18 protein-coding genes are annotated in these 23863 nt (G+C 45.4%); 4 read left to right on the top strand and 14 right to left on the bottom strand.

Annotated elements, in window-relative coordinates:
- Positions 1 to 16: 16 nt before the first annotated feature.
- The 4 genes from HW447_RS14415 to uxuA all read right to left on the bottom strand — a co-directional run bounded on the left by HW447_RS14415 (position 17) and on the right by uxuA (position 7095).
- Positions 17 to 1654, bottom strand: coding sequence for an extracellular solute-binding protein (locus HW447_RS14415; protein WP_176255824.1), 1638 nt, complete (start codon positions 1652 to 1654; stop codon positions 17 to 19).
- 151 nt (positions 1655 to 1805) lie between these two features.
- Positions 1806 to 4025 (bottom strand): AraC family transcriptional regulator, encoded by a 2220-nt coding sequence (locus HW447_RS14410; protein WP_176255823.1) that lies wholly within the window; start codon positions 4023 to 4025, stop codon positions 1806 to 1808.
- 381 nt (positions 4026 to 4406) lie between these two features.
- Positions 4407 to 6017, bottom strand: coding sequence for a mannitol dehydrogenase family protein (locus tag HW447_RS14405; protein WP_176255822.1), 1611 nt, complete (start codon positions 6015 to 6017; stop codon positions 4407 to 4409).
- A gap of 4 nt (positions 6018 to 6021) precedes the next feature.
- On the bottom strand, positions 6022 to 7095 hold the full coding sequence (gene uxuA / locus HW447_RS14400; RefSeq protein ID WP_176255821.1) for a mannonate dehydratase: 1074 nt from the start codon (positions 7093 to 7095) through the stop codon (positions 6022 to 6024).
- Between the two features lie 281 nt (positions 7096 to 7376).
- Between uxuA and HW447_RS14395 the strand changes: the two genes are divergently transcribed.
- Together HW447_RS14395 and HW447_RS14390 are read left to right on the top strand one after the other, a co-directional pair.
- Positions 7377 to 8399, top strand: a complete 1023-nt coding sequence (locus HW447_RS14395; protein ID WP_176255820.1) for a zinc-binding alcohol dehydrogenase family protein — start codon at positions 7377 to 7379, stop codon at positions 8397 to 8399.
- A gap of 29 nt (positions 8400 to 8428) precedes the next feature.
- A complete protein-coding gene (locus tag HW447_RS14390) occupies positions 8429 to 9109 on the top strand; it encodes a GntR family transcriptional regulator (protein WP_176255819.1) in 681 nt (226 codons plus the stop codon).
- Positions 9110 to 9204: 95 nt separating this feature from the next.
- On the opposite strand, the gene HW447_RS14385 is transcribed toward HW447_RS14390, so the two are convergent.
- The 4 genes from HW447_RS14385 to HW447_RS14370 all read right to left on the bottom strand — a co-directional run bounded on the left by HW447_RS14385 (position 9205) and on the right by HW447_RS14370 (position 14443).
- Positions 9205 to 9639, bottom strand: coding sequence for a hypothetical protein (locus HW447_RS14385; RefSeq protein WP_176255818.1), 435 nt, complete (start codon positions 9637 to 9639; stop codon positions 9205 to 9207).
- A 163-nt stretch (positions 9640 to 9802) separates the two neighbouring features.
- Positions 9803 to 12043, bottom strand: a complete 2241-nt coding sequence (locus HW447_RS14380) for an LTA synthase family protein (RefSeq protein ID WP_176255817.1) — start codon at positions 12041 to 12043, stop codon at positions 9803 to 9805.
- 180 nt (positions 12044 to 12223) lie between these two features.
- On the bottom strand, positions 12224 to 13567 hold the full coding sequence (locus HW447_RS14375; RefSeq protein ID WP_176255816.1) for an SUMF1/EgtB/PvdO family nonheme iron enzyme: 1344 nt from the start codon (positions 13565 to 13567) through the stop codon (positions 12224 to 12226).
- A gap of 21 nt (positions 13568 to 13588) precedes the next feature.
- Positions 13589 to 14443 (bottom strand): carboxylesterase family protein, encoded by an 855-nt coding sequence (locus HW447_RS14370; RefSeq protein ID WP_176255815.1) that lies wholly within the window; start codon positions 14441 to 14443, stop codon positions 13589 to 13591.
- A gap of 184 nt (positions 14444 to 14627) precedes the next feature.
- Between HW447_RS14370 and HW447_RS14365 the strand changes: the two genes are divergently transcribed.
- Positions 14628 to 15332 (top strand): response regulator transcription factor, encoded by a 705-nt coding sequence (locus HW447_RS14365; RefSeq protein WP_176255814.1) that lies wholly within the window; start codon positions 14628 to 14630, stop codon positions 15330 to 15332.
- Complete coding sequence (locus HW447_RS14360; RefSeq protein ID WP_176255813.1) at positions 15329 to 16744, top strand: sensor histidine kinase; 1416 nt, start codon at positions 15329 to 15331, stop codon at positions 16742 to 16744. The genes HW447_RS14365 and HW447_RS14360 overlap by 4 nt, the downstream gene beginning before the upstream one ends.
- A 149-nt stretch (positions 16745 to 16893) precedes the next feature.
- Here the strand turns inward: HW447_RS14360 and HW447_RS14355 are convergent, their stop codons facing one another.
- From HW447_RS14355 to HW447_RS14330, 6 genes are all read right to left on the bottom strand, one after another.
- Positions 16894 to 17346 carry a YhcH/YjgK/YiaL family protein gene (locus HW447_RS14355; protein ID WP_176255812.1) on the bottom strand — a complete coding sequence of 151 codons (453 nt, stop codon included), beginning with the start codon at positions 17344 to 17346 and terminating at the stop codon, positions 16894 to 16896.
- Positions 17347 to 17360: 14 nt separating this feature from the next.
- Positions 17361 to 18410, bottom strand: a complete 1050-nt coding sequence (gene yiaK, locus HW447_RS14350; RefSeq protein ID WP_176255811.1) for a 3-dehydro-L-gulonate 2-dehydrogenase — start codon at positions 18408 to 18410, stop codon at positions 17361 to 17363.
- A gap of 27 nt (positions 18411 to 18437) precedes the next feature.
- Complete coding sequence (locus HW447_RS14345; RefSeq protein ID WP_176255810.1) at positions 18438 to 19229, bottom strand: hypothetical protein; 792 nt, start codon at positions 19227 to 19229, stop codon at positions 18438 to 18440.
- A gap of 6 nt (positions 19230 to 19235) precedes the next feature.
- A complete protein-coding gene (locus tag HW447_RS14340) occupies positions 19236 to 21374 on the bottom strand; it encodes a hydantoinase/oxoprolinase family protein (RefSeq protein WP_176255809.1) in 2139 nt (712 codons plus the stop codon).
- A 128-nt stretch (positions 21375 to 21502) separates the two neighbouring features.
- Positions 21503 to 22894 carry a citrate transporter gene (locus HW447_RS14335; RefSeq protein WP_176255808.1) on the bottom strand — a complete coding sequence of 464 codons (1392 nt, stop codon included), beginning with the start codon at positions 22892 to 22894 and terminating at the stop codon, positions 21503 to 21505.
- Positions 22895 to 23062: 168 nt separating this feature from the next.
- On the bottom strand, positions 23063 to 23770 hold the full coding sequence (locus HW447_RS14330) for a GntR family transcriptional regulator (RefSeq protein WP_176255807.1): 708 nt from the start codon (positions 23768 to 23770) through the stop codon (positions 23063 to 23065).
- Between the last annotated feature and the right edge of the window lie 93 nt (positions 23771 to 23863).

Genomic DNA, 23863 nt, shown 5'->3' with positions numbered 1-23863 from the left:
CAGCATCCCTCAGCCTTTAACGGGCATTGTAGCGTTCTAATGCTGCTCTTTGAATCTCCAATGCGCGATCTAGTCCCATATTCTCGATATTTTTTACATATGTATCAAAATTATCCAGACTTTCTGTACCAAAAATAAACTTCAGTACCATTTCATCGCGGTAAGTATTGATCTCATTCATAATGGCAGAATATTCTCTGCTCTCTTCTGAAGTAGGCGTTACCGGAGGCATCTTATGTTCTTTTGCATTACTGTTTCCCCAGACATCCGGCGTTTCTTTCTGTTGATCAATGGTATAATACTGTTCCAGATAGCGAAGATCCTGTACAAATGGTCCATTATAATTTCCACGAATGTACGCAGACATTGCCTGGGATACGGGCCATCCATCTGGATTTTTCATTACCCAGTCTGTATATGTTGGATAGTTTTCTTTTATTTCATATGATTCGCCTTCTACACCAAAGTTGAAAAGCATATGTCCCTCTTCTCCATAAGCATAATCCAGTAAACGTGCTGCTCTTTCTACGTCTTTGCAGGAAGTGGTAATTGCCACACTGGCCGTTCCCGGATACTGATTATCCATCTGTCCAAATTCTGGTTTCGTTCCCTTTTCAAGCGTTGGATACGGAGCCGCTACCAGCATATAATTCGGATCACTGGCCTGTGCTGCTGTAATCCACGCCCCCATACGGCTTCCTGCAAATCCAATGGATGCTCCTGCAGATCCATTAGTCATCTTTGCACTTACCTGGTCAAATTTTAATGTAGCCATATCGGGGTCAATCAAGCCCTCTTCATACCACTGCTTCATCAGCTCCAGATATTTCTTATAGTTCTCTTCTACTGCGCCAAACTGAACCTGACCATCATTATCGATGTAGAATCCCCTACAAGTATTAAATGCGTATGCAAACGGATCATTATCCTTAAAATCTTCTCTGGTCCACTCTGGACAATAAGGTGCTGCAACACCCTTTTCATTCTTAAATGCGGTCAGCACTGTATGCCATTCGTCAATAGTCTCTGGTACTTCCAGATTTAATTCCTCTAACCAATCCTGACGCAGCATAAGTCCAATAGTATTACAAAGTTTCTCATCTCCGCGAATAAATGGAAATACATAATAATGTCCATCGTCCGTTTTAATCATTTTATCTACTTCTGGATGTTCCTTTAAATATGCAGTAATATTAGGACAATACTGTTCAAACACATCATTAAGAGGAAGAATTACTCCATCCTTAATTGCTTTTTCAGGGCCTCCCGGATAATCTTGTACCCAGCTGTATTCCATCATGTCAGGAAGGCTTCCATCTGCAAGAATTAGACTGAACTGTTCCTTTATCTGTCCCGTTGGCGGATGCATAAATTCAATATTCACTCCCGTTTCCTGCATCCATGCCTTTGCAAATGGCGTTTCTCCTAAATTGGAATAGTTCGGACTTACAGTACCCTGAAGTTCACACCAATAAGTCAGTGTATCACCGGCCTGCATGGGATAAGAAAAATCACCGCCTGTTTGTGTCTGCTGGGTCCCCTCTGCTCCAGCTGTAGCGGCAGTTGTCTGTTCTGGCTCTGATTTTTCCCCACATCCAGCCAAAGCCAATGTCATTGCCGCAGTTAAAAACAAGGCTATTTTCCGTTTTTTCATCTTCCTTCTCCTCCTACTTGTATTTTTATAACAGTTTGCTTTGTGTCCTCATCTTATCATTATAATATTGATTTTTATATACAAAAAATGCAAACTTTATTAGCAAAAACGCCTATAAAAGTTTGCATTTTATCAAATTGATTGGTAAAAATTAAAATTCTTTCTTTAATTGTCCAGGTGTAATCCCTTTTTTCTTCTTAAACGCCCTGATAAAACCTGCACTGTCACGAAATCCGGATTGTTCTGCCGCATCTGCCACACTGCATCCCTTTTTTAAAAGTCCCTCTGCAAAATCAATCCGCACATTGTTAATAAAGTCTAACAAACTCTTTCCTGTCTGTTTTTTATAAAGAGATGACAGATATGAGGGGGTTATACGAAAATACTGGCTTGCAATAGAAATATTTAAATCTGGATCTGTGAAATTTTGATTTACATAATCCTCTACTTTCTGGCTGAATATGTTATCCTCACTTGCTTTTGCACGAATCTGCCGAATGTGTAAACAGATTGAACCAAGGCATTTTAGAAATTTATCCTTTGCCTCTTCAACCGGTGTTTTAACTGAAATCTGTTCCAACACTCCAATTTCAGGATCCGTGTGGTTATATCCTCCTGTGCTTGCTCCTTTTAAAAGTGTACCAATCATATCAAAAATTAAGCAACGGTAAGTATTGGCTTTTACTTGTCCGGAAAGATTTCGGTCAAACACCTCCATCATACATTTTCCTGCTGTTTTTTCATCTCCTATTTTCATTGCATGAATAATTTTTAATTCCATTTCTTCCGGATATTCATATACAAAACGCAGATCCTTTACTTTATCATAGCGGATTACCGGAGTATCCAAAAGATTAATATACTCTTCCATCGATTGTGCCTGCACATATGATTCATGAATCCCGCCAATTCCACGGCAGGCTGTTCCCAGAAGAGCGATACATGAAAAGCTAAATGACTCTTCTGTAATTTGCTGAAGATTTTCTACACACTCCTGTAAACGTTCCATGTTGTCCAGAGAAGGTATATTCATCCCTATAATGGCAGCCTCCCGTTCCCCCATTTCCGTCATTTCTACTTCAAAATATTTCTGGCAAATTTCGCTCAGCACGTTGGCTATTATGAATTTTCTGAGCACCTGCGCCTCTTCTCCAAGGCGTTCCGCTGTCAATTCCCCTTTTAACTCCGGTTTTAAAAGAACGACTGCATAAAATTCAGAATAAAGCCGGATTCCAACCTGTTCCTGAGAGTTTCTCTCACAGTGCTCCATCATCATTTTAGACAAATAATAAGTTTTTAATGTTTTTCGGCTGTTTTTTAAAAGCCTTTGCGTATCTATATGCTCCTTGAAAAAACTCTCCATCTGGTGATTGAGCCACTGATATTCGTCTACTCCGCTCTCCATTTTATCGTTGCTTTTTGAATTGTTGTAACGTGCAACATTCTCCATCAACATTCTTAAAGGATTATAATTTTTCTTTGCAAGATAACTTGCAATTCCAAACCCAGAAATAATGCAGATAAATAATCCCACTGCTGACCATATTTGAATTTCATGAGCTTCTTTATCTATTAAAGTTTTTGGGATAATTGCTTCATATCTCCAATCAGCCGCATCAGAATTCACCCCAGTAACAATATAAGAAGTTTTCTGCGTCTTTTCTGGTAATAAATCACTCTTTGCATCCATACATATTGTATTATCCTCGCTGTCTACGATTCGAATATTCATCTGTTCATCCCATTTGCCAAAAAGCAATTTCTGACGAAATTGATCCTTATCCATAACAATGCCGATTGTTGCCGCATATTCACCTGAAGCGGCATTAAGAGAACTCATTGTAAAAATCAGTTTATTATGTCCATATGAACCCGTAATGGGACGTACATCATTGTAATGCTGCGAAGCAAGGTATGACCTGAAATTTTCCAAGCTTGTGCTGTCACTTTTATAATAAAGTTCATAATAAAACGAGAGATCCATATTTCCAAGACTGCTACTTACTTTATCTGCCGCAGGAAAATATACAAATACATGGTCAAATAGAGGTTCTGCAACATCAATTATCCTTAAGTCATCATACAAGTAGTATAACGACTGCTGGTTTTTTATGCTGAAACTTTCTTTTTTAGAAAGATTCTGGATCTCACTGTCAAGAGCCAAGCGGCTTTCTATTTTTTGAATATTCTTTATTTCACTGTCGATTTCCTGTTTTACTGTATTCAAAAGATTTTCATTTGTTCTTGACGCCTGGCCTCGTATAATATGCCATACTCGTCCATAAATTCCAGTTGCTACTAAAATTGGAATTATTAAAATTGCTACATATGACAATAGCAGCTTTAAATACACCCTGGATTTTCTTTTCATAATTCCCCTCCCATTACTGCTCCTGATATTTTTATATCATCATAGATAACCCCTTAAATAAATCTGAATTATTCACAGATGTACCGTAAATTTCATCTGTAATCAGTGAATCGAAAAAGCGCTTCCCATTGTGATAAAATTCAGATATTCAACATCTTGAAAATCACACAAGGAGCTCCTTATGAATATTTTAAACTTATTATCTTTTAAAAGCAATCGGCTGATAAAAATATATTTTGACAGTAATGGGCTGACTTACAATGCGGATAACATATGGTTTTGGATAGCCTAACTCACCCCCGCCATTCAAAAAAATCCCGCGCCCGCCGCATTTTCATGCGGCCAGCACGGGATTTTTTACATCCATGCAATTTGCGTGGCTTACGCCATATACTTTTTCAGGACGTTTCTTACTGCCCCTGGTCCGGCTATCTCTTCTGCAAACATATTTTCGATCAGTTCTCCAATACCAGCCTCATAAAGATCAATTCCAAAAATATTCCCATTGGACAGAATGGGCTTTAACTGACCGGTGTATGTTTCCGGCTTTCCAACTACTATGCCTTCCAGCTGTTTTGTCAGTTCCGGGATCATGGGATCGGCGGAAAGTTCAAATGCCCTCCCCTCGTCATCCACAGCCAGAAGATAGCGGCACCAGCCTGCAATAGCCAGAGGAATGGCTGTCAGCTTCTTGGCATCGCCATACTTTGCCACATAGGACTTGATTGTCTCTCCATACCGTATTCCCACCTTCTGAGAAGTATCCGTTGCAATTCTCTGAGGCGTATCCGGCATAAACGGATTAGGTATCCTTACCTCAATTACTTCCTTTACAAAGTCAGCAGGAGAAAGGATGCCCGGATCGGTCACTACCGGCATACCCTCCACAGGGCCGATCTGATGCACCAGCTTATTTAACTGCTCATCTTTCATCTCATCTGCGATCAGATCATATCCCAGTACGCAGCCATAAACAGCCAGGGCCGTATGCAGAGGATTAAGGCAGGTGGTTACCTTCATGCGCTCAACCTTATTTACAGTATCCCGGTCCGTCATGTATACGCCGGCCTTCTCCAGCGCCGGACGGCCATTGGGGAACTTATCTTCAATTACAAGATACTGCGGGCCTTCTGCATTGACAAAGGGCGCAATATATGTCTTTTTTGAGGTAATGACCGGAGCCATATCCTCAATTCCCGCATTTTCAAGCTCTCTGCACACAGAATCAGCGGGCCGGGGCGTAATCTTATCAATCATAGACCAGGGGAATGACACTCTGCTTTCGTCTGTAATATACTCCACAAAGCCTTCTTCCACAAAGCCCTTTTTATACCACTCCTTCGCCATCGTTACAATGGAACTCTGCAGCTTCTCCCCATTATGGGAACAGTTATCCATGGATACGACTGCCAGCGGAGCTTTTACTGTCTTATATCTCTCATACAGCAGAGCGCAGACAACTGCCATTGCAGAAACCGCTTTTTCCGGTCCGTTTTCAATATCTGCCTGAATGAATGGGAAGTACGTTCCATCTGCTCCCTTAAGAGCATACCCCTTTTCTGTAATGGTAAAGGAGATCATCTGAAGTCCCGGATCTTTAAAGATCTCTTTCAGACGATTCCACTGGGACACATCTGAGGACTGTGCCTTGATAGCCTCTGTCAGAGATCCCAGCACCCTTTTATCGGTGGAACCGTCTGCTTTAAGAGTAACAGCAAGCACTAAATTATCGTATGGCGCATAGATTTTGTCAATAACGTCGAAATCAAAGGTCTCCACACAGGTAATTCCCTTTTTAGACTCCCCTTTTTCAATCAGCGTGTCCGCCAGACCGCCGATAAAAATACGAAAAATGTTTCCAGCTCCAAAATGCACCCATACGGGAGCCTTTTTCGTTTCCTCTGCTGTTTTTTCAATATCATAAGACGGAAGGCAAACGCCGGCCTTTTCCCATGCCGTCTTTTCTTTTAACCCATCTAATGTTAATTTCATATTTTCATGCCCTCTTTGCGTTTTTGTCGATTGCTTCCCAGAGTCCCTGCAGGTAGCAGGCACCCAGCGCTCTGTCATACAGTCCGTAACCCGGCATGGCAACCTCGCCCCAGATCATTCTTCCATGGTCAGGACGGATGCAGCCGTCAAAGCCGGTATCATACAGAGTCTTCATAATCTCATACATATCCTTAGAGCCGTCAGATGACAGATGAGCAGCCTCTTCAAAATCCCTGTCGCTGTTGTATTTTACATTTCTTACATGAGCAAACGGAATTCTGCCCTTTGCCATACGGATGATCTCGCAGATATCGTTCTTAGGATCAGATCCCAGAGAACCGGTGCACAGCGTCAGGCCATTGTACGGCTTATCCACTGCCTTTAACAGGCGCTCGATGGTCTCCTTATTTCTCACGATCCTTGGAAGGCCGAAGATCGGCCATGCCGGATCATCCTGATGGATTCCCATATGGATATCGTACTTCTCGCATACCGGTCCGATAGCCTCAAGGAAATATACCAGATTATTAAACAGTTTCTCTGCATCTACATCTTTATATGCGTCAAACAGAGCTTTTAATTTTTCAAGGCGCTCTGGCTCCCAGCCAGGCATCACAAATCCATTTGACATCTTCTCAATGGATTCTTTCATATGTTCAGGATCAATCTGGTCGATCACATCCTGATTGTATGCAAGTACCGTAGAGCCATCCGGTCTCTTTCTGGCAAGATCCGAACGTGTCCAGTCAAACACCGGCATAAAATTGTAGCATACCATATGGATACCCGCTTTTCCCAGGTTTTCCAGTGTGGTAATATAATTCTTAATATGCTCATCCCGCTTGTCCGTTCCGATCTTAATATCGTCTGAAACATTTACAGACTCAATTCCCATGATGGAAAGTCCTGCATCCTCTACTGTCTTTTTCAGTTCTGCAATTTCTTCCTCTGTCCAGACCTCACCAGGCATCTTTCCCATAAGAGTGGTAATAACTCCTTTTACACCCGGAATCTGCCGGATCTGTTCCAATGTCACACTGTCATATCCCGGTCCATACCAACGCAGCGTCATATTCATAGCTTTCATTACCTCCATAATTTATATATTTAACAACGGTTCCGACCACAGCCGCTTTTCAGCAAAGCCAGCTATGGAAGCTTACTTGTATGGTAGTATAATTTCAAGAATCCTTCAATATGTAATAGTAAATAAAATTTATATGTGTTTTTTATTTATTTTGTATATATTATTTTTTTAACAGCCCAGATATTGACTTTTTCGCCAGTGGGTTTTAGTATATCTAGTATGTAAGTTATCAATAACAAATGATATAATTATTAAAAGGAGCGTGTATTTCAATGAAAGCTGTACAGATTGTAAAACCAGAAGAGCTGAAGGTAATTGACATTGAGAAACCTGTAATCGACGAAAAAAACAACGTCCTTGTAAAAATGACTGCCGCCGGCATCTGCGGTTCTGATATGGGGATCTACCATGGCACCAATGCGGCTGCAACCTATCCAAGGGTCATTGGACATGAAATGGTCGGCCGCATTGACCAGGTCGGCCCCAACGTTAAGGATCTGAAGGTAGGAGACCGCGTTATCATCAATCAGGTAACCAGCTGCGGCCACTGCTATCCCTGCCGTATCGGAAGAGGCAACGTGTGCGACAACCTGGCGATCCGCGGCGTACATATCGACGGCGGATACCGCGAATTTATCGCTGTACCGGAAAAGGACTGCTATATCCTTCCTGAATCTCTTTCTGACACAGATGCCGTTATGATCGAGCCGACCACCATCGGAATCCAGGCCTGCACCAGAGCCGAACTGAAAAAGGATGATATGCTGCTGATCTACGGTTCCGGCGCGCTGGGAAGCACCATATTGAAGGTTGCCCGTCTGCTCTGTGATCATATTATTGTTGCGGATATCATGGATGACAAACTGGAAACTGCAAAGAAAAACGGCGCAAAATATACCATCAATCCATTAAAAGAAGATCTGATCGAAAAAGTAAAGGAATACACAGGCGGCCACGGAAGCACTGTTTCCATTGATTCTGCCTGCACAAAGGATTCCCTGATCACACTGTTAAAGGCTACCGGAAATGCCGGACGCGTAATTACCATGGGATTCTCTGTTTCCCCTACAGAGGTAAACCAGTTCCTGATTACTTCCAAAGAGCTGGATGTCCGCGGCTCCAGGCTGCAGAATAAGATGTTTGGAAAGGCCATTGAACTGATCAACGAGGGCAAGCTGGATCTGAGCGGCACAGTCTCCCACACCTTCCCGTTAATCAAAGCACAGGAAGCCTTTGACTTTAACGACAGCCATGATCCTTCCATCCGCAAGATCGCTCTTACGTTTGACTTTTAAAATTTCTATTTTAAAGAAGGGATGTACCCATGAAGCTTTTAGACAGACTGCCTGATGAAAAAGCCCGTGCATACGCCATACGGGTACTGCTTTACAATATCACTGCCCTGGAACTTTCCCCCGGCAGTGCGGTCAGCGAAAACGAGCTGTCTGCCGTCATGAATCTGTCCCGGACACCGGTGCGGGAGGCTCTGATCGAGCTTTCCCGCATGGATCTCGTGGAGATCCTTCCCCAGCGCGGCAGTTATATATCAAAAATCGACTATGGACTGATCGAAGAATCCCGCTTCATGCGCCTGGTATTGGAAATTGCAATTGCCAAACTGGCCTGCGAATCAGGAATCTCCTCCCACTATATGGAACAGCTGGAAGCAAATCTGGAACAGGAACAGTACTATGCCAATTCGGAAGACTTTTCCGTACAGTTAGACCTGGATAACCATTTTCATCAGCTGTTATTTGAATCTGTAGGAAAATCCCGAACCTTTGATGTCATCTATTCCCAGATGGTTCATTTTGACCGCCTTCGTATTCTTTCCTTAAAATCCTGGCAGGATGCCCGAACCGTCAAGGATCACCGGAATATTCTGTATGCCATCCGCCAAAAGGATGCGGAGCTTGCGGAAATGCTCATTACCCGCCACCTAACCCGGTTCCAGGTGGAAAAGACAGAGCTCACCCGACGGTATCCCGACTATTTTGTACTGTAAAACTGGCGCTAAAGTGCACAGAACAGAAGAAAGCGCCGCAGAATCATCCTTAGAAGGTGATCGAGCGGCGCCGTTTCCATTTTCATAACATACGCTTATTCATTGCTTGCTGTACTGTTCATATCGCCATTTACAAGGTTGTTTATTAAACCAGCCTTAAGTCCATCCTTGAGACCGTCTTTAAGGCCGTTTGCCGTACCGTTTGTGGCTCCATTTACAAGTCCATTCTCCAGGCCGTTTGCCAGACCATTAGAAGCCCCATTCACAAATCCTTTTGACAGACCATCCTTGAGGCCGTCTTTCATGCCGTTTGTGGCTCCATTTACAAGTCCATTCTCCAGGCCGTTTGCCAGACCGTTAGAGGCTCCATTTACAAGCCCGTTTTTCATTCCATCTTTCATTTCTTCTTCCATCACAACAGCAGTCTGTCCGGATGCTTCGTCCGCTGTTGCAGCAAAAACAGGAACAGACATTGCTGCACACATAGCTGCTGCGATTGCTAAAGAGCTCATTTTTTTGATTACTTTCATAGTAAAGTCTCCTTTGATTTTATATTTAGAACATTCATCTGTTCTATGAATGTATTATAATATAAACCATATGGGCGATACGAGGGTGAAACTGAGGCAAATATGCGGCAGCTTTTCATCTGAAATTCAAAAAAACATCCTTCACACACAGACCGTTCTAGCGTCATGGCAGATAGTATCTCATATCCTTCCTCCGATCAAAGAGCGCATTATACTGAATGAGCGCATACCGGTTAAGCCACGGCTGATACTTTGTGTTCTCGCCAATATAATGCCATTCATGTTCAGCCGTGTAATATCCGCAGAAATTAAACACCGGCATATCAGCACGCTGCTCCATTCGATATGCGTCGTAACTGGAAAGCTCCAGTCCAGCATACTTTTGTACCAGCGTTCCAAGGTAATTTGTGCTGACAATATCAATGCCATCTGTATTCTGAATAGCCAAATCCTCTTCTGTTTTAAAATTACTCCATATAAAGTAAGGGACTGTGTAGGATTTTTCTTCCACTGACAGATCTGTATCCAGCTCTGTTCTTCCGGCAGCACGCAGCCTGTCCTCAAACTCATTATTCAGCCAGGGCTGATGATCTCCAAAGAAACAGATAATTACCGGTTTATCTGCGGTTTCAAAATAATGAATTAAATACTGTAGTCCCTTATCTGATTCATTAATCAGGGACTGATATGCCTGGAAGTCTGTATACTGGCTATATTCATCATCAACCGAGACCTTCTTATTTTCTTCAATGGCGTCTATTTCATAGCCTCCATGGTTCTGCATCGTAACATTAAACAGGAACGCCGGACCAGTCTGTTTTTCATAAACCTCTATCAGTTTTTTATAATTTCCTAAATCAGAAACCCGGTTCCACACCGTTCGCTCTGCATCCTTAAAATAATCCATAGAGAGAAATTCGTCAAATCCCATGGCTGGATACACACTATTTCTGCGCCAATTTGCAGGCGCTTCCGGGTGCAGTGCAATCGTTTTATACCCCTGCTCCTTCAGCTGCCAGGCCATGTTAGGGACATTGTCAAACCGAAAATCTGCATATGGATTGATACCGTTGGTATTTGAAATTGAATTTCCTGTCAGAAACTCAAACTCTGTAGTCGATGTTCCGCCTCCCAGTGTAGAAACATAGTTCCATCCATATTCCACAATATTAGGATCGTTTTTTAAGGAACGCAGAAAGGACAGCTGTTCATCCACACATTCCAGCGGCCCAAGCACACTCAGATCACTAAACGATTCATTCATGATCGCAATGATCGTTGGCTTTACCTGAGAAGCAGTGCTGCTTTCTGCTGTTTTTTTATCCATGTATGGATCTAAAATTGCATTTGCCTTTTCAGAGGAATAGCCCTCTGGTGCTTTTACCTTCATTTTCTGAAGATATGTAATAAACCCCGGAGCAATTCCGGCTGACTGGTATGTCTGCTTCTGTTCCCAGAAATTGATTACAATATGATATTTCTCTGCAAAATCACAGCTGTTGATCCAGCCCGTTAAAATTCCTGCCGCCGCCAGGCAGCAAACACACCTGCGGATCACGGAGCGCTTTAGGGAAAATGTCCTTCCCGCCACTTTCCATTGAAAACAGCCGGGGCACTCCAGGGCATCGGCTCTGACAGCAGCAGCCCCAGTCAATGCAGCCATGAAATACACAATCAAAAAGGACATTGACATACCATTATCCATCTTATAGGTATAACCTGCCGCTACAGAAAACGCCGTTTCTGCAGCAAATATATCAGCGGCAATAATCGGCTGACCTCGGAATTGAAGGACGAAGTGGTTTGCCGTTCCCGCAATCCAAATCAAAACATAGAGCAGCGTAAGTCCGCGCATACGCTTCTGCCAGAGATTTACCGCAAACACTTCCAGCAGCGCATAGATAATGACATTAATCATAATCTTGGAAAAATTCATCTCCATCAAGGCAGAGTTCCAGCACAGTTCTGCAGTCAAAAAAAGAATCGCAGGAGATACCGCTAAAATGGCAGCCAAAACCACACGGGCCGTATTGGGAAACCGAATAGCCGCCCTGCCGCCATACAGCCAGAGCAGCGTTCCAGCCAAAATCATGCAGGTTGCACGCATGGCGGTAACTGGCGGAAGATTATCAGTTCCTGCCCCGGCGCCTATATTTCCAATCGCTAAATTATAAAAGAAAACAACAAGAATCAGTCCCCCTGCCATGGTTTTCAATGCAAGGACAGCAGCCTCTTTTCGTTTCCCTTTTTCCAGAATTGATAATCGGAGAGTATAATTAGCCTGCACTGCAATGAATACATATGACAACGCCAGCCACAGAGAAATATGATTAACATGAACTGCGAACCTCAGAAAAAAAGAAACTGCTGCTCCAGAGGCACAGCCTAATATTGTATATATCATTCTTTCCTTTTTGCCTGCTGTTTCACGCAGAAAAAGCGACATACTAAATGTAATCATAATCCAAACCAGTATTTCCATATTGTCCTCATTTCATATGTAATTTTTTGAGAAATTTCACGCAAAACCCCATCTGGCCCTCTACAAAGCGTCAGATGGGATTTTTTAATATTCTTTCAATTTTTAACTCTGATTTTCCAACAGAAACGCTGCGGTCACAGCAACGCTGTTTTCCGGGGATACATTATCCGCAATTTCAATATACGAGATGGGCTGAACAATATATCGGCAGGCTGCACCCTCTTTTAGATTCGATATGGTGACGCTTGTTTCACTGGTTCTGTCGAGCATATACAGCAGACCCGTTTCCTCGTAATATTCAAATATCTGGTACTCTATGGCTTTCTCAACCGGTTCCCAGGAAAGAGTAACCGTGTCACCGGCAGAAACTGCCGAGACCGTGGGAAATGCAAGCGCTGCAAGCTCTGCTTTCTGCTCAGGCTCCTCCCCATTTAAAACCTGAATAACGCGAAAGCCTACATCCTCATAACCGGAGGAGGCGTCTCTCCCTTCTTCCCTGTATTCACTGCGGCAGTCGGTTCTGGCAGATTTCCAAGAGCCGCCCTTTACGCCTAAAATTGTTGTATCGTCAGCACCCGTACGCTCTGTTGAAGTCCATTCCCAGACGTTTCCCCAAAAATCAACAGCTCCATGGGCTCCCCTTGTAACTTCTGCATATTGTTCAACCGGCGTTCTTCCGTCATTGATTCCACAGTTAAAATCTGCGTCCTTGGGCATATGGCCTGCCGCAAGCTCCCATTCGCTTTCATTGGGGAGGCGATACGCATTCACACCATCCTGCTCTGTCAGCCATGTGCAGTAAGCCTGTGCATCTTCATAAGAAACGAAATTTACAGGAAGATCCTCTTCCTGGACAGGATAAGTTCCATTCTTCCAATTAGCCGGAACCGGATACCCGGTGTCTGCCAGAAACTCCGCATACTCCGCATTTGTTACAGGAGTGCGTTTCACATAAATACTCTCACCGGCACCCATGACCGGAATATACTCATATCTGGATGCATCAGAAATTTTCCACTTTAAAAGCCGGGGATCTGTAAACCGGAGCATACTGCTGTTAATACGGTTCCAGTAGGTAATATACATCTCCTGAACAATGTCTTCCATTTCTGAAACAATTTCATCACCCCCAGGCTTTCCTGCCGTTTCCTCTTTCAGTTCCTCCAGCTTTGTTTCTTTACGATCCAACACGGCATTATAATTTTTAATTACCTCATCCCTGAGATTCAGGTAATTTTCCATGGTTGGATCTTTCTGATAACGGGAAATCAGTTCTTTTGTCTTTCCACTGAGTTCTGGCTGTTCTTTTTCAATAAAATCACTGTTTGTGTACATATTCATACGGTCATTATTTGTATTGCCCGCAGCCAAAGCAGCTGCAGAAAACGCTGCTGTGAGCAGCAATGCCGCCAAAAGAAGGCTGAAAATTTTCTTTATTGCTTTCATGGTGTATCTCCTTCTAATTGATTATGAGGCCGCTCCGATCAGCCAGTTTACAAGATTTATTGTTTCATCACGCCATGTAAGCGAAGGCACAGAAACATGGTCTGCATCTTGAAATACCTGAAGTTCTGCTGTTCCTCCCGCTTTTTTTAATGCATATACCATTTCTTTAGAGGAACTTGGCTTGATCACAGTATCTGCAGAGCCGACAAATGCCCTGACAGGAATTTCCTTAAGCACAGAAACCTGCTGCAGTACGCCTCTGGCACTGCCTGAGAGAGGCGCAATCCGGGCAAATCGTTCCGGATATGCTGCGGCAAAATCCCACACTGCCGTACCTCCCATGCTGAATCCTACCAGGGAAATATTATCTTCATCAATAGAAAATTCAGAAACAGTTTCCTGAATCAGAGCATAAACCGAAGAAGCAATGCTGCTCCATCCATTTTTTGAGGAAGGCAGCTGCGGCATTACAACATAGGCTTTCACATTTCCCAGATCGCCAGCCTGTAAATATTTCGGAAAGTCTTCTGAGGATGTGAGTAAGTTTAAATCCTCTCCCTTTCCGCTGGCTCCGTGTAAATAAACAATCAAAGGCATATTCTCTGTTGGATTTTCAGGTTCGTACAGTAAATATTGGAAATTTTCCAATTGATCTGTAACCATGCCTCGGGGCTGTAACAGAATTTGAGAATCTGTATCGAACGTTTTCGCCGCCACACCGTTTCCTTCTGCCGCTTCTGAAGTTTTTTCCTCAGCGTAAGCTGTAGAAACACATCCCGTCATAACTGTCAGGAAAATCGCCAGCACCAAACACATACTAGCACTGCCTGACGAGACTGTCCACATCTTATTTTTTCCCGATTTTACCTGTTTCATAAATGCGCTTCCCTCCATAATTTCAGAAATACGTTCCTTTTATTTCTGATGATATCTTAACACATATCCCTGAGGCACATCGAGGGTGAAACTGCGGCAATCCTGCGGCAGCTCTTTACCTTGCATACACAAAATGCTATGATAGCCATATAAATAAACTCAATAAAAATAAAGGAGGTTTACTATGCCTCAATCCGTATACCTTGCAGACGACGAAAAAAACATCCGTGATCTCATTGCCCTCTTTCTTTCACAAGAGGGGTTTTCTGTTCAGGCCTTTTCGGACGGCGACTCGCTGTTAGCCGCCTGCAGACAATCTCCGCCTGATTTAGTTATCCTGGATATTATGATGCCCGGCACAGATGGCCTGAGTATCTGTTCCCAGCTGCGTCAGGAAAACTCCAATCTGCCGATTATCATTGTTTCCGCCAAGGACAGTCCTTTCGACCGTGTGACAGGACTGACCCTTGGAAGCGATGACTACCTGATCAAGCCATTCCTTCCCCAGGAGCTGGTTGCCCGGGTACGGGCTCTTTTGCGGCGGAGCCAAAATACATATCCGCCTTCAGACGTTCCATGTGAGCTGACATTTGGAACATTAACGCTTTCTCCAGGTCTGCACACAGCCATACTGAACAACCAGCCCCTGACCCTGACACCTACGGAATTTGATTTTCTCTCATATATGATCGCCCATCAGGAAAGAGCCGTCAGCCGTGATGAGCTCTTACAGACGCTGTGGAAGATGGACTGGCAGTCTGACACCCGGGCCACGGACGACCTGGTAAAACGTCTCAGACGCAAACTTCGTACACAGCAAAGCAATATCCGTATTGAAACAGTATGGGGATTTGGATTCCGGCTTGCACTGGAGGATGAGCTTTCATGAAAAAGCAAACTATTTTCTGCCGTATCCTGCTGCCAACAATGGCTGCACTGTTGCTGCTCCCCCCTCTATCCTGTCTGATTTTTCAGCACGCTGCCGAAAAATATGCGTATGAGGAAGCAATTCATGACCTGGATCGGCTGCAGCAGAATATCCTGCCTCTGATGCAGAACATAGATCCCGGAGAGTTTGCCCCATCTCCTGACACGGCTGGTTCGGCAGGAAATTTTCTTTTCCAGATCAGCTCATATATGCGTAAAACCGCAGGCAACGCCAAGCTGATCATTTTTGAATCACGAATGCGGGTTATTTATCCCCGCGATGAACTGGAACGGGAGATGATCACACCGCTTGCAGCCGATTTTAAACAATACATTCTGGAAAATAAAGCCTCACTTGCAAACGGTTCCACAGAACTAAAAAGCAGCGATGGCCAGGCTTATCTGGTCAATATTTACACAATGCCCATGGAATCCGCACAGGCAAAATACGTTGTAGCCTACAGCCCTGTGTCCAAAATCGGTTCCTGGGTGCGGGATGCCAGTATTTTAGTGCTCATCATCTCCTCTGTTTTTGTCCTTCTCGTATTTGTGGTTCTGTGGCTTGCCATTCGCAGCATTACGCATCCGCTGCATAAACTTTGCCGTGAAGCCGAACAGATTGGAAACGGCAGCTTTTCAGAGATCGAACCTTCCTTTCAGCTAAAGGAGTTAGAGGATTTGCGTCTTTCCATGAATCAAATGTCCCGTCAGCTCCTACACTCTGAGGAGGTCCAGCGGGATTTCTTCCAAAATGTTTCCCATGAATTGCGAAATCCCCTCATGTCCATCAGCGGCTATGCACAGGGAATCGAGCAGGAAAGGTTTGCCTCTCCCAAAGATGCCGCCCGTACGATTCTTACAGAAAGCAAGCGGCTTACCGAGTTGGTAAACAGTCTGCTGACGCTCTCTCGAATGGAAGGAGATCCCAATTCCCCTGTACTTAATTCGGTGACTGTCATTGATTCCATAGAAGAGTGTCTGGATCGGATCAATGGACTTGCGTTAAAAAAAGAGATTGCTGTCTCTCTGCTGCCTTTTGATGAAACAATCTGTGCCTTCGGCGATGAGGAATTGATCTGCAGGGTGCTGGAAAACCTGTTGACGAATGCGATCCGTTATGCCAAAACTGTTGTGACCGTTTCCGTCACGGTGGAGAAAGAACTTCTTTGTATTTCCGTGTCTGACAACGGAGAGGGAATATCCGAAAAAGACCTGCCCCATATTTTTGAGCGCTGCTATAAAGGGAGGGGAGGCAACTTCGGGATTGGGCTGGCAATCGCACGTTCAGCAGCACAGAAAATGGGAGGCACACTGAATGCTGCAAATGCTCCGTCGGGCGGAGCTGTTTTTACTCTGCGTCTGAAAAAAGGATAATTATCTGTTGTATGCCGTCAGCAGTATGTGTCAAAGAACGGAAAAAATCCGAAGCCTTGCCCTGAAACCAGGGAATGCTTCGGATTTTTGGATCAGGCGAGCGGACGTGCCGTTCAGCCACTTTTCATTTTCCTAAGGGATCTGCGGTCCTACAGCGCCACCTTTACAACTACCTTCTTTACCTGACATGGCCCGTCTGCCTGGCATCTTGGCTTATGGGCGTCCTCCGGTGCTACGATAATCAGATCCCCTTCTTCCAAAAGAACCGTTCCGCTTAAGTCCGGCTCCTCATAGAAAATAAGATCATTTTCCTCAATACGCTCTTTAACGGAAAGCCCATCTCTCTTACATACGCCAAACTGCTCTTTTCCGCTTATCACATACTGAATATCAAAATATTTCTCATGGGTCTCAAAAGCCCCTTCACTGGCGGGAATGGTTGTATATTCCTGGACATTGGCCACTACCGTATTTCCCATCACAGGATAGCTTCCAACCGGCAGCGATGCAAGATCGGTCTCTGCCAGCCATTTATATGCACAGGTAAATTTTTCTTCCAGATAATTATACTTTTCAGCAATCTTTATATTTGAAAAAAACATAGTTCTCTCTCCTCTTATCTGCTTGCAATGTCCGTTGTATCCATATCTCCTGCCGCCAGAGCGCACACCTGTTTCCAAATGGCCTCGTCTATGGCAACGCCTTCCCTCATGCTCTTTTCCCGTGTCAAGACGGTACGCTGGCCAGGATATGTCACAGATCCGCCCTCCCGTTCCGGATGCGCCGCATTTGCAGCCGCAATCCGCCGATTAAGCATTGCCTGGATCTCCTCTCTGGAACCAAACAAATATGGATCATAGGCAATAAAGATCTGGCAGCAGCCTGTACAGCTTCCCTTATCCTGTTCATCCATATCTGTACCGCAGTTTCCATTTGCCATAAGGGCGGCAGCCATATCGAGGGCAAGAGCCATACCGCTTCCCTTCCAGTATCCGGTAGGAAGGATCCGCCTGCTGTCCTCAATGGCGCCGGGATCGCTGGTGAGATTTCCCTCTTTATCAAAACCGCCGGGATATGGAAGCTGCTTCCCCCCCAGACGATAGACTCCCAGCTTTCCGTACGCATACTGGCTCATCGCCATATCAAGGACAACCGGGCCATCCTCTCTTGGAATCGCGATACAAAACGGATTATTCCCCACGCTGGGCTTGTCGCTTCCCCATAAGGGCATACAGCTTTCTGTATTGATCCAGCTCAGTCCCATAAAGCCGGCTTCCGCCATCTTCCAGGCGTATGTGCCGCCTCTCATCCAGTGGGTTGTATTTCTTAAAGCAACGCAGCCGATTCCATGCTCCTTTGCCAGTTCAACTGCACGGTCAGCGCAAAACAGTGCGTTTGTAATGCCGATCCCAAGCTGTCCGTCGTAATTCTCCACCGCCCCTTTTGCACCTGTAAGCTGCGGTTGTCCTTCCAGATTGATCCACCCCTTCTGCACATACTCCGCAAAGCGTGGAATCCGGTTCAGACCGTGACTCTCTACCCCATCTGCGCTGGACTGTGTATGGATCACAGCGCAGGTCTCGGCCTGCTCTTCTGTCAGACCCAGATTCAAAAAGGCCTGTTTTACCGTTTTTTTCACATCCTCATAATCCACTCGAATACTCATAGCTTTTCTCCTTTTATTGTTCTGTCCTTATAGCGTCTCCTGCTCAGGAGCACATGGCTCCCTGCCTGCATACATCATCATTTCCTCATAAAGGCCGCTGGCCTCCTCCGGCGAATAGCCATATACAAGAAATACGTCCATTACATAAGGAGACCAGGAAATCCCCGTGACCGTCTGCGCAAATGCCATAGCGGCAATCTCGCTGAGGGCAATGATGGAGGAATCATTATGAAGAGGCCCTAAAGACCAGAGCCGGATCTTTTCCTGTTTTGTGAAGATTTCTTTTTTATACTTCTCTTCCACAAAATGAAACAGCTCATGGGCCAGCAGCAGACCGGCCACATCCAGCCGGTCGGTCAGCACCGCTTTTATCTCAGGACGCTTCAGAAATTTTTCTGCCTTTTTTACTGCATCCATATAAATATTGATGTTCCCCGGTTCGCGAAATTCCGCAAACAACACCCTGTCTGCATTCTCAGGAAAAGAAGGGTATAACACCTCCAGCCCCATGGCCTGCGCCAGTGCCTCAGGCGCTGTGACGCCATAGGAACTGCAGATTTTTTTTGCATATTCCCGTCCGCAGCCAATGGCCTGCGCCGTCCATTTCTTCCGCTGCTCATCATTAAATTTTCCATTTAAAGGCTCTCTGGAAAAAGCATACGCGTACTGATCTTCCAGCGGGATCGCCGTCAGATCCCGGAGCATACGCTCCAGGGGACGGACGGCAAAATGCGGACGTTCATACCTTACGGCACCCTGTTTTCCAAAGAGGCCATCCGCTATGGGCTTTAAAGCTCTCCGAAATTCCTCTTTTTTCATAGTCTATCAGATCTCCGTAACAGAGCCTACAATAATGATCTCTTCCTCCGGTTCTCTGTCGCCCAGATCAAGATCCATCAGAAGGAAGATCTGCTCCAGATCAACCGCGCTGTAATCGCCTACACGCGGGCCTACACATACAAAGAAGTCAGGGCGCAGAATAGAGTCTGTCTTAAATACGGCTACATCTTTCCAGATGGACTCTACAACCTCTTTATAATCCTGTACAGCGCATTTTACAACCTTGCCGTTTGAGCACTGTACCTTGATAAATCCCTTTTTATCAACGATACGAATGGGCTGCTTTCCATCCCGCTCGCCCTGATATACATAGAATTTATCTGTTTTCTCTGCAAGCCGAATCTGGCTTACCTTGGGGCCAAAGTCCTGAGTTGCCAGTTCTTTCGCCTCGTTCTCGTCACATTCCTTCAGCAGGTCTGTGGTCTTAACCTCCGTGGAGCCTGTTGCGATAGCCGTTACCTTTCCGGTCTGGCTGTCGATCTCAATATGCACCTCCACTGTATCCGGCGAAGCGCCGGAGCTTACCGCAGCATCCGCAGCCTCTTTTTTAATCTCGCGAATGTCCTCCTGGGTCGGGCTGGGAATCACACGCTCCACCACGTCGCGTACCATGGAAAGAGCAACACCAATGGAGGAAATTACCTCTGCGTTCTCCGGGATATCATACTGGAGTCCCATCTTTTCCGCGCAATACGGTACCAGAGAAGCCGCGCCGCCGCCGCAGCCCACCAGTTTCATACTGTCATGATCCAGCTGATATTTTTCAGCCAGAGCATTGATGCAGGCATTAACCTTCTCAAAATCCTTGTCCAGAATCTGTGTCGCCAGCTGCTCCACAGTGATGCCCATTTTATCTGCAACCGGCTGCATTGCCTTGCGCGCCGCGCTGGCATTTCCGTGGGCAAAATACTTTTCATCGATCAGTCCCAGAACGTTGGCCGCACAGGTATTCGTAAAGCAGATGCGCTTTCCGTTTTTTAACCGAATGGTTACATAATCTGCGGGATCGCTGGGTTTCGGACTTACCATCTCAATCTGCGGATCAACAATCTCTTCCTCAGGGGTAAAGCACGCATATTCGCAACCGGCAATATGAGCGGAACGCGGGCCAACATCTACAACCTCCCTGTCATTGATACGCACCATAGAACCGCCGGCACATCCAAGAATACGCACATCCAGAGAGCTGATATATGTATCATGTCCGCCAATCTGAGCATAATCCACACCGGGACGACCATTTTTAATGACGCCGATATTGGTAGTAGTTCCGCCTACCTCAAAGTAAATAGCATTGGAAGCACGCAGATACATAAGAGAACCCATAACCGAAGCGGCCGGGCCTGATAACGCGGTTAGAATCGGGCGCTTGCGCATCTCGCCGATTTCCATAACGCCGCCGTCGCCTCTCATGATCATAAGAGGAACTGTAACACCTGCCTCTCTTACCGAAGATTCCGTTGCGTTTGCAGTCGCCATCATCTTTGGCAGGATCGAAGCATTGATTGCCGCTGTACGGGTACGTCTTGTAAGGCCATACAGCTTTGTAATATCAGAAGCCATACTAACAGGCACATTTTTCTTTTCCGCACAGTCATGGATCATAATTTCCTCATCCATGCTGTCCACACCAAACGCCATGGAGGCAACGATTACCTGCGCTCCCTGGTTTAACAGGTCATCGATATTCTGATTGATAAGATCTTCTGTCAGCATTTTCTTCTTGATAAACGTATTGAATACCTTTATCATTCTGCCGACCTTTTCATCTAAAACAATATCCTTCAGAGCAAGCTGACGCTTTGCCAGAAATCCTTCAAGGCCTCCTCCAGCCACGCCTACTATACCGACATTTGCCACATCGCCCTCGATAAATGCATTGGTCGCCTGGGTTGTAGAGTGCGCGACAAATACTACATCCTCCGGCGCAATGCCGTTCTCGCGCATACAGTTTTTAAAGCTTTGAACTACGCCGGCAGCAACGCCATTTTCATCATCGTGGGTAGTCTTTACTTCATTTTTTCCAATAATTTCATGAGTCTCATTATCCATTGCGACGCACTTTGTATAAGTTCCTCCTACGTCGATACCCATACGGACAGCTCTGTGTTTACGTTCTGCCATACTCTTTTATTCCTTTCTGCTTTTTCTTATTCTGGATCTTTCTGATAAAAACGGATCAGGGGATATGCGGGGAGCACTCAGGGCGCCCCCGCATTTTCAGATATACATTGTTTTAAGAGAGTTTGATATTATTTGATAAACCATTCAGCACCAAGTCCGGCAAGCATTACAAACGCCGCTACATACTGAAGCACGCCTGTTACATACGCATTAGGAATGGACAGCTTCAGGAAGTCCTTGGAATCCACTTTTGTATATGCCAGTCCCCATGCAACCCAGGACTGTGTGATACAACATCCGATGGTTACAGTGATGGTCGGAATGGCAAATACAGCGTATAAGAACGGCACTGAGAAATTGGCCACATTTGAAAGAACACCCAGCGTAGCCGCGCCGCATCCTACCAGTGTCATCGGTCCGCGGAACAGACCCATAACCAGAAGAGCCGCAAACGCAATACATACCACCAGCTCGCTCTTAGGCATTACTCCGCCAAGAATTACTCTAAAGTAAGGAGATGCAAAGGAAGCAACTGCATTGAACATTGGAAGTGTAAGAAGGAAGCCTACCAGAGGGGCTGTATCAACTACACCGTCATAATATAACTTATTTACCAGCTGGCAGTTCTCCTTGAAAGTTCCCTTCATTCTTCCGCACAGGAAAAGCGCTGCAAAGCCTGCGATCACAAAGCCGCCGATTACGGAGAAATCCAGCCAGATCTTTAAGATAACCGGAACGATCGGAAGAATCAGCGTATAGAACGGAGCATTCTTCTGCTCAGCAGATGCGCTCCTGCCCTGAGCTGCCCATGCGTGGCTGGTCTTTGACCGTTTCAGATAGATTGCAGAAAGGATCGTGGTAGCCACTAACATGATCAGGAATGCGGCAAAGCCCCAGTGTGATACATACCAGCCCAGTGTGAAATCAGGCATCTGATCCGGCTGGATAAAGAATGCGCGGTACTGTGCAAAGTTAACCGGATTAAGATAAATACCAGCTGCAACAGAACCCATAAAGCTGAACATCGCAATCGCCTTCGGAATACCTAAGGACATCAGAATAGGAAGAACGATAACGCCGATTGCAATTACAGGGCCTGCGCCGGTCATTGCAGTAAAGATAATCGCTGTAACAACATTTAACAGGGTAATGGTAACAAGAGGCTTGTCTCCGCCCAGCTCCACGGTCTTACGGATCAGAGTAGACGCAATTCCTGTTTCCATCAGTACACGACCGAACCATGCGCCCCAGCACACATTTACAAGAGTTGTACCCCAGCCCTCAGGAGCACTCTGATAAATGCTGTTAAGAATCTTAACCAGACCCTTTACGCCCTCAAACTGAAGAACCGGATTGGACTCCAGGAATGCCTGGCTTGCGAAAAGCGTTCCTCCCAGCGGGAGAATTGTCCAGACGATTGTGATGATCAGGAAACCAATCATCAGGTTGTGGCCCTTGATACAGTAGTATGCCAAGCCAAAAAACGTAAGCAATAAAATGATACCAATGATATATTCCATGGTATTTCCTCCTTGTATCTTTTTTCCCTACTACTACACATTGTTTTTTGTTTTTGTCAAATCCCCTCTCTCCAACGATATCTTCAGACCTCATCCCCTTCCATTTTAAATAGGTGTATTTTCTATCCGGACTGCAAAGCCTCCGGCAGTTTTACTGCCCGCTCCCCTTCATCCGGAAAAGAACTGTGGATAGATTCCCCTGAGCGAATCCATGTGGAGAAGAACCATTTTGAAATGGTTGGAACAGAGCAGCCATGCGGCATCTGTATCCCTTCTTCTCAGATTGTCTACCAGCATCCTTCCCTCTACCTGGGTATATTCCCAGCTTGAGGGCGGAAACATCTGCGCAGGGAAACCAAATGTATTGTAATGCAGGCATTTCACTCTGAGCATATCGCAGTCCATGGTACGAAACACATCTAACATATATTTCTTTCCACAGAACGCTGCCAGAGCGTTGCTCATCTGCCGTTCCAGGATCATGCGTTTAACCGCATCATCTCCCCTTCGCTTCTGCTCTTCCAGTATGCATTCGAGATATTCCAGCTGTGCACCGGTAAGTCCCTGCTGACAAGCCTCGGCAAGCACCGCCTGCTCCAGTACAATGTGGGTATGTACCGCCTGTCTGACCCGCTCCGGATCGATCATAGTGACCGCCGTGCCCTTTTGAGGATAAACCATAACATATCCTTCTTCAGCCAGCTGCGCCAGCGCATCCCGCATCAGCGGTCGGCCCACATTCATCTGAGATGATAAAATGCTTTCACTCAGCATCTCTCCCGGTTCTATATCCAGGCTGAGTATCTGATGTTTTAAACCCTCATAGGCTTCATTCTGCGGTCTGGCTCCCTCCAGAATCTCTCCTCTGTCCATCATCCGGCACAACTCCTTTATCCAGCACAGTATTTGAAATGCAACCGCAGGCAATAAACCCTTCCATACAGCCATCCAGATTGCATACAAGCAAAC

This window comes from Enterocloster alcoholdehydrogenati (genome assembly GCF_013282095.1).
GTDB classification, from domain to species: Bacteria; Bacillota; Clostridia; order Lachnospirales; family Lachnospiraceae; genus Enterocloster; species Enterocloster alcoholdehydrogenati.
This window is presented reverse-complemented; position numbering and strand designations above follow the sequence as displayed.

Bases quoted from the DNA above. Each gene is read 5' to 3' on its own strand.
- HW447_RS14395 (WP_176255820.1), top strand. From the start codon at position 7,377: ATGAAAGCTGTACAGATTGTAAAACCAGAAGAGCTGAAGGTAATTGAC.
- HW447_RS14360 (WP_176255813.1), top strand. From the start codon at position 15,329: ATGAAAAAGCAAACTATTTTCTGCCGTATCCTGCTGCCAACAATGGCT.
- HW447_RS14415 (WP_176255824.1), bottom strand. From the start codon at position 1,654: ATGAAAAAACGGAAAATAGCCTTGTTTTTAACTGCGGCAATGACATTG.
- HW447_RS14385 (WP_176255818.1), bottom strand. From the start codon at position 9,639: ATGAAAGTAATCAAAAAAATGAGCTCTTTAGCAATCGCAGCAGCTATG.
- HW447_RS14340 (WP_176255809.1), bottom strand. From the start codon at position 21,374: ATGGCAGAACGTAAACACAGAGCTGTCCGTATGGGTATCGACGTAGGA.
- HW447_RS14410 (WP_176255823.1), bottom strand. From the start codon at position 4,025: ATGAAAAGAAAATCCAGGGTGTATTTAAAGCTGCTATTGTCATATGTA.
- HW447_RS14335 (WP_176255808.1), bottom strand. From the start codon at position 22,894: ATGGAATATATCATTGGTATCATTTTATTGCTTACGTTTTTTGGCTTG.
- HW447_RS14330 (WP_176255807.1), bottom strand. From the start codon at position 23,770: ATGATGGACAGAGGAGAGATTCTGGAGGGAGCCAGACCGCAGAATGAA.
- HW447_RS14355 (WP_176255812.1), bottom strand. From the start codon at position 17,346: ATGTTTTTTTCAAATATAAAGATTGCTGAAAAGTATAATTATCTGGAA.
- HW447_RS14365 (WP_176255814.1), top strand. From the start codon at position 14,628: ATGCCTCAATCCGTATACCTTGCAGACGACGAAAAAAACATCCGTGAT.
- HW447_RS14390 (WP_176255819.1), top strand. From the start codon at position 8,429: ATGAAGCTTTTAGACAGACTGCCTGATGAAAAAGCCCGTGCATACGCC.
- HW447_RS14380 (WP_176255817.1), bottom strand. From the start codon at position 12,043: ATGATATATACAATATTAGGCTGTGCCTCTGGAGCAGCAGTTTCTTTT.
- HW447_RS14370 (WP_176255815.1), bottom strand. From the start codon at position 14,443: ATGAAACAGGTAAAATCGGGAAAAAATAAGATGTGGACAGTCTCGTCA.
- HW447_RS14345 (WP_176255810.1), bottom strand. From the start codon at position 19,229: ATGAAAAAAGAGGAATTTCGGAGAGCTTTAAAGCCCATAGCGGATGGC.
- uxuA (WP_176255821.1), bottom strand. From the start codon at position 7,095: ATGAATATGACGCTGCGTTGGTATGGACCGGGATATGACAGTGTGACA.
- HW447_RS14405 (WP_176255822.1), bottom strand. From the start codon at position 6,017: ATGAAATTAACATTAGATGGGTTAAAAGAAAAGACGGCATGGGAAAAG.
- HW447_RS14375 (WP_176255816.1), bottom strand. From the start codon at position 13,567: ATGAAAGCAATAAAGAAAATTTTCAGCCTTCTTTTGGCGGCATTGCTG.
- yiaK (WP_176255811.1), bottom strand. From the start codon at position 18,410: ATGAGTATTCGAGTGGATTATGAGGATGTGAAAAAAACGGTAAAACAG.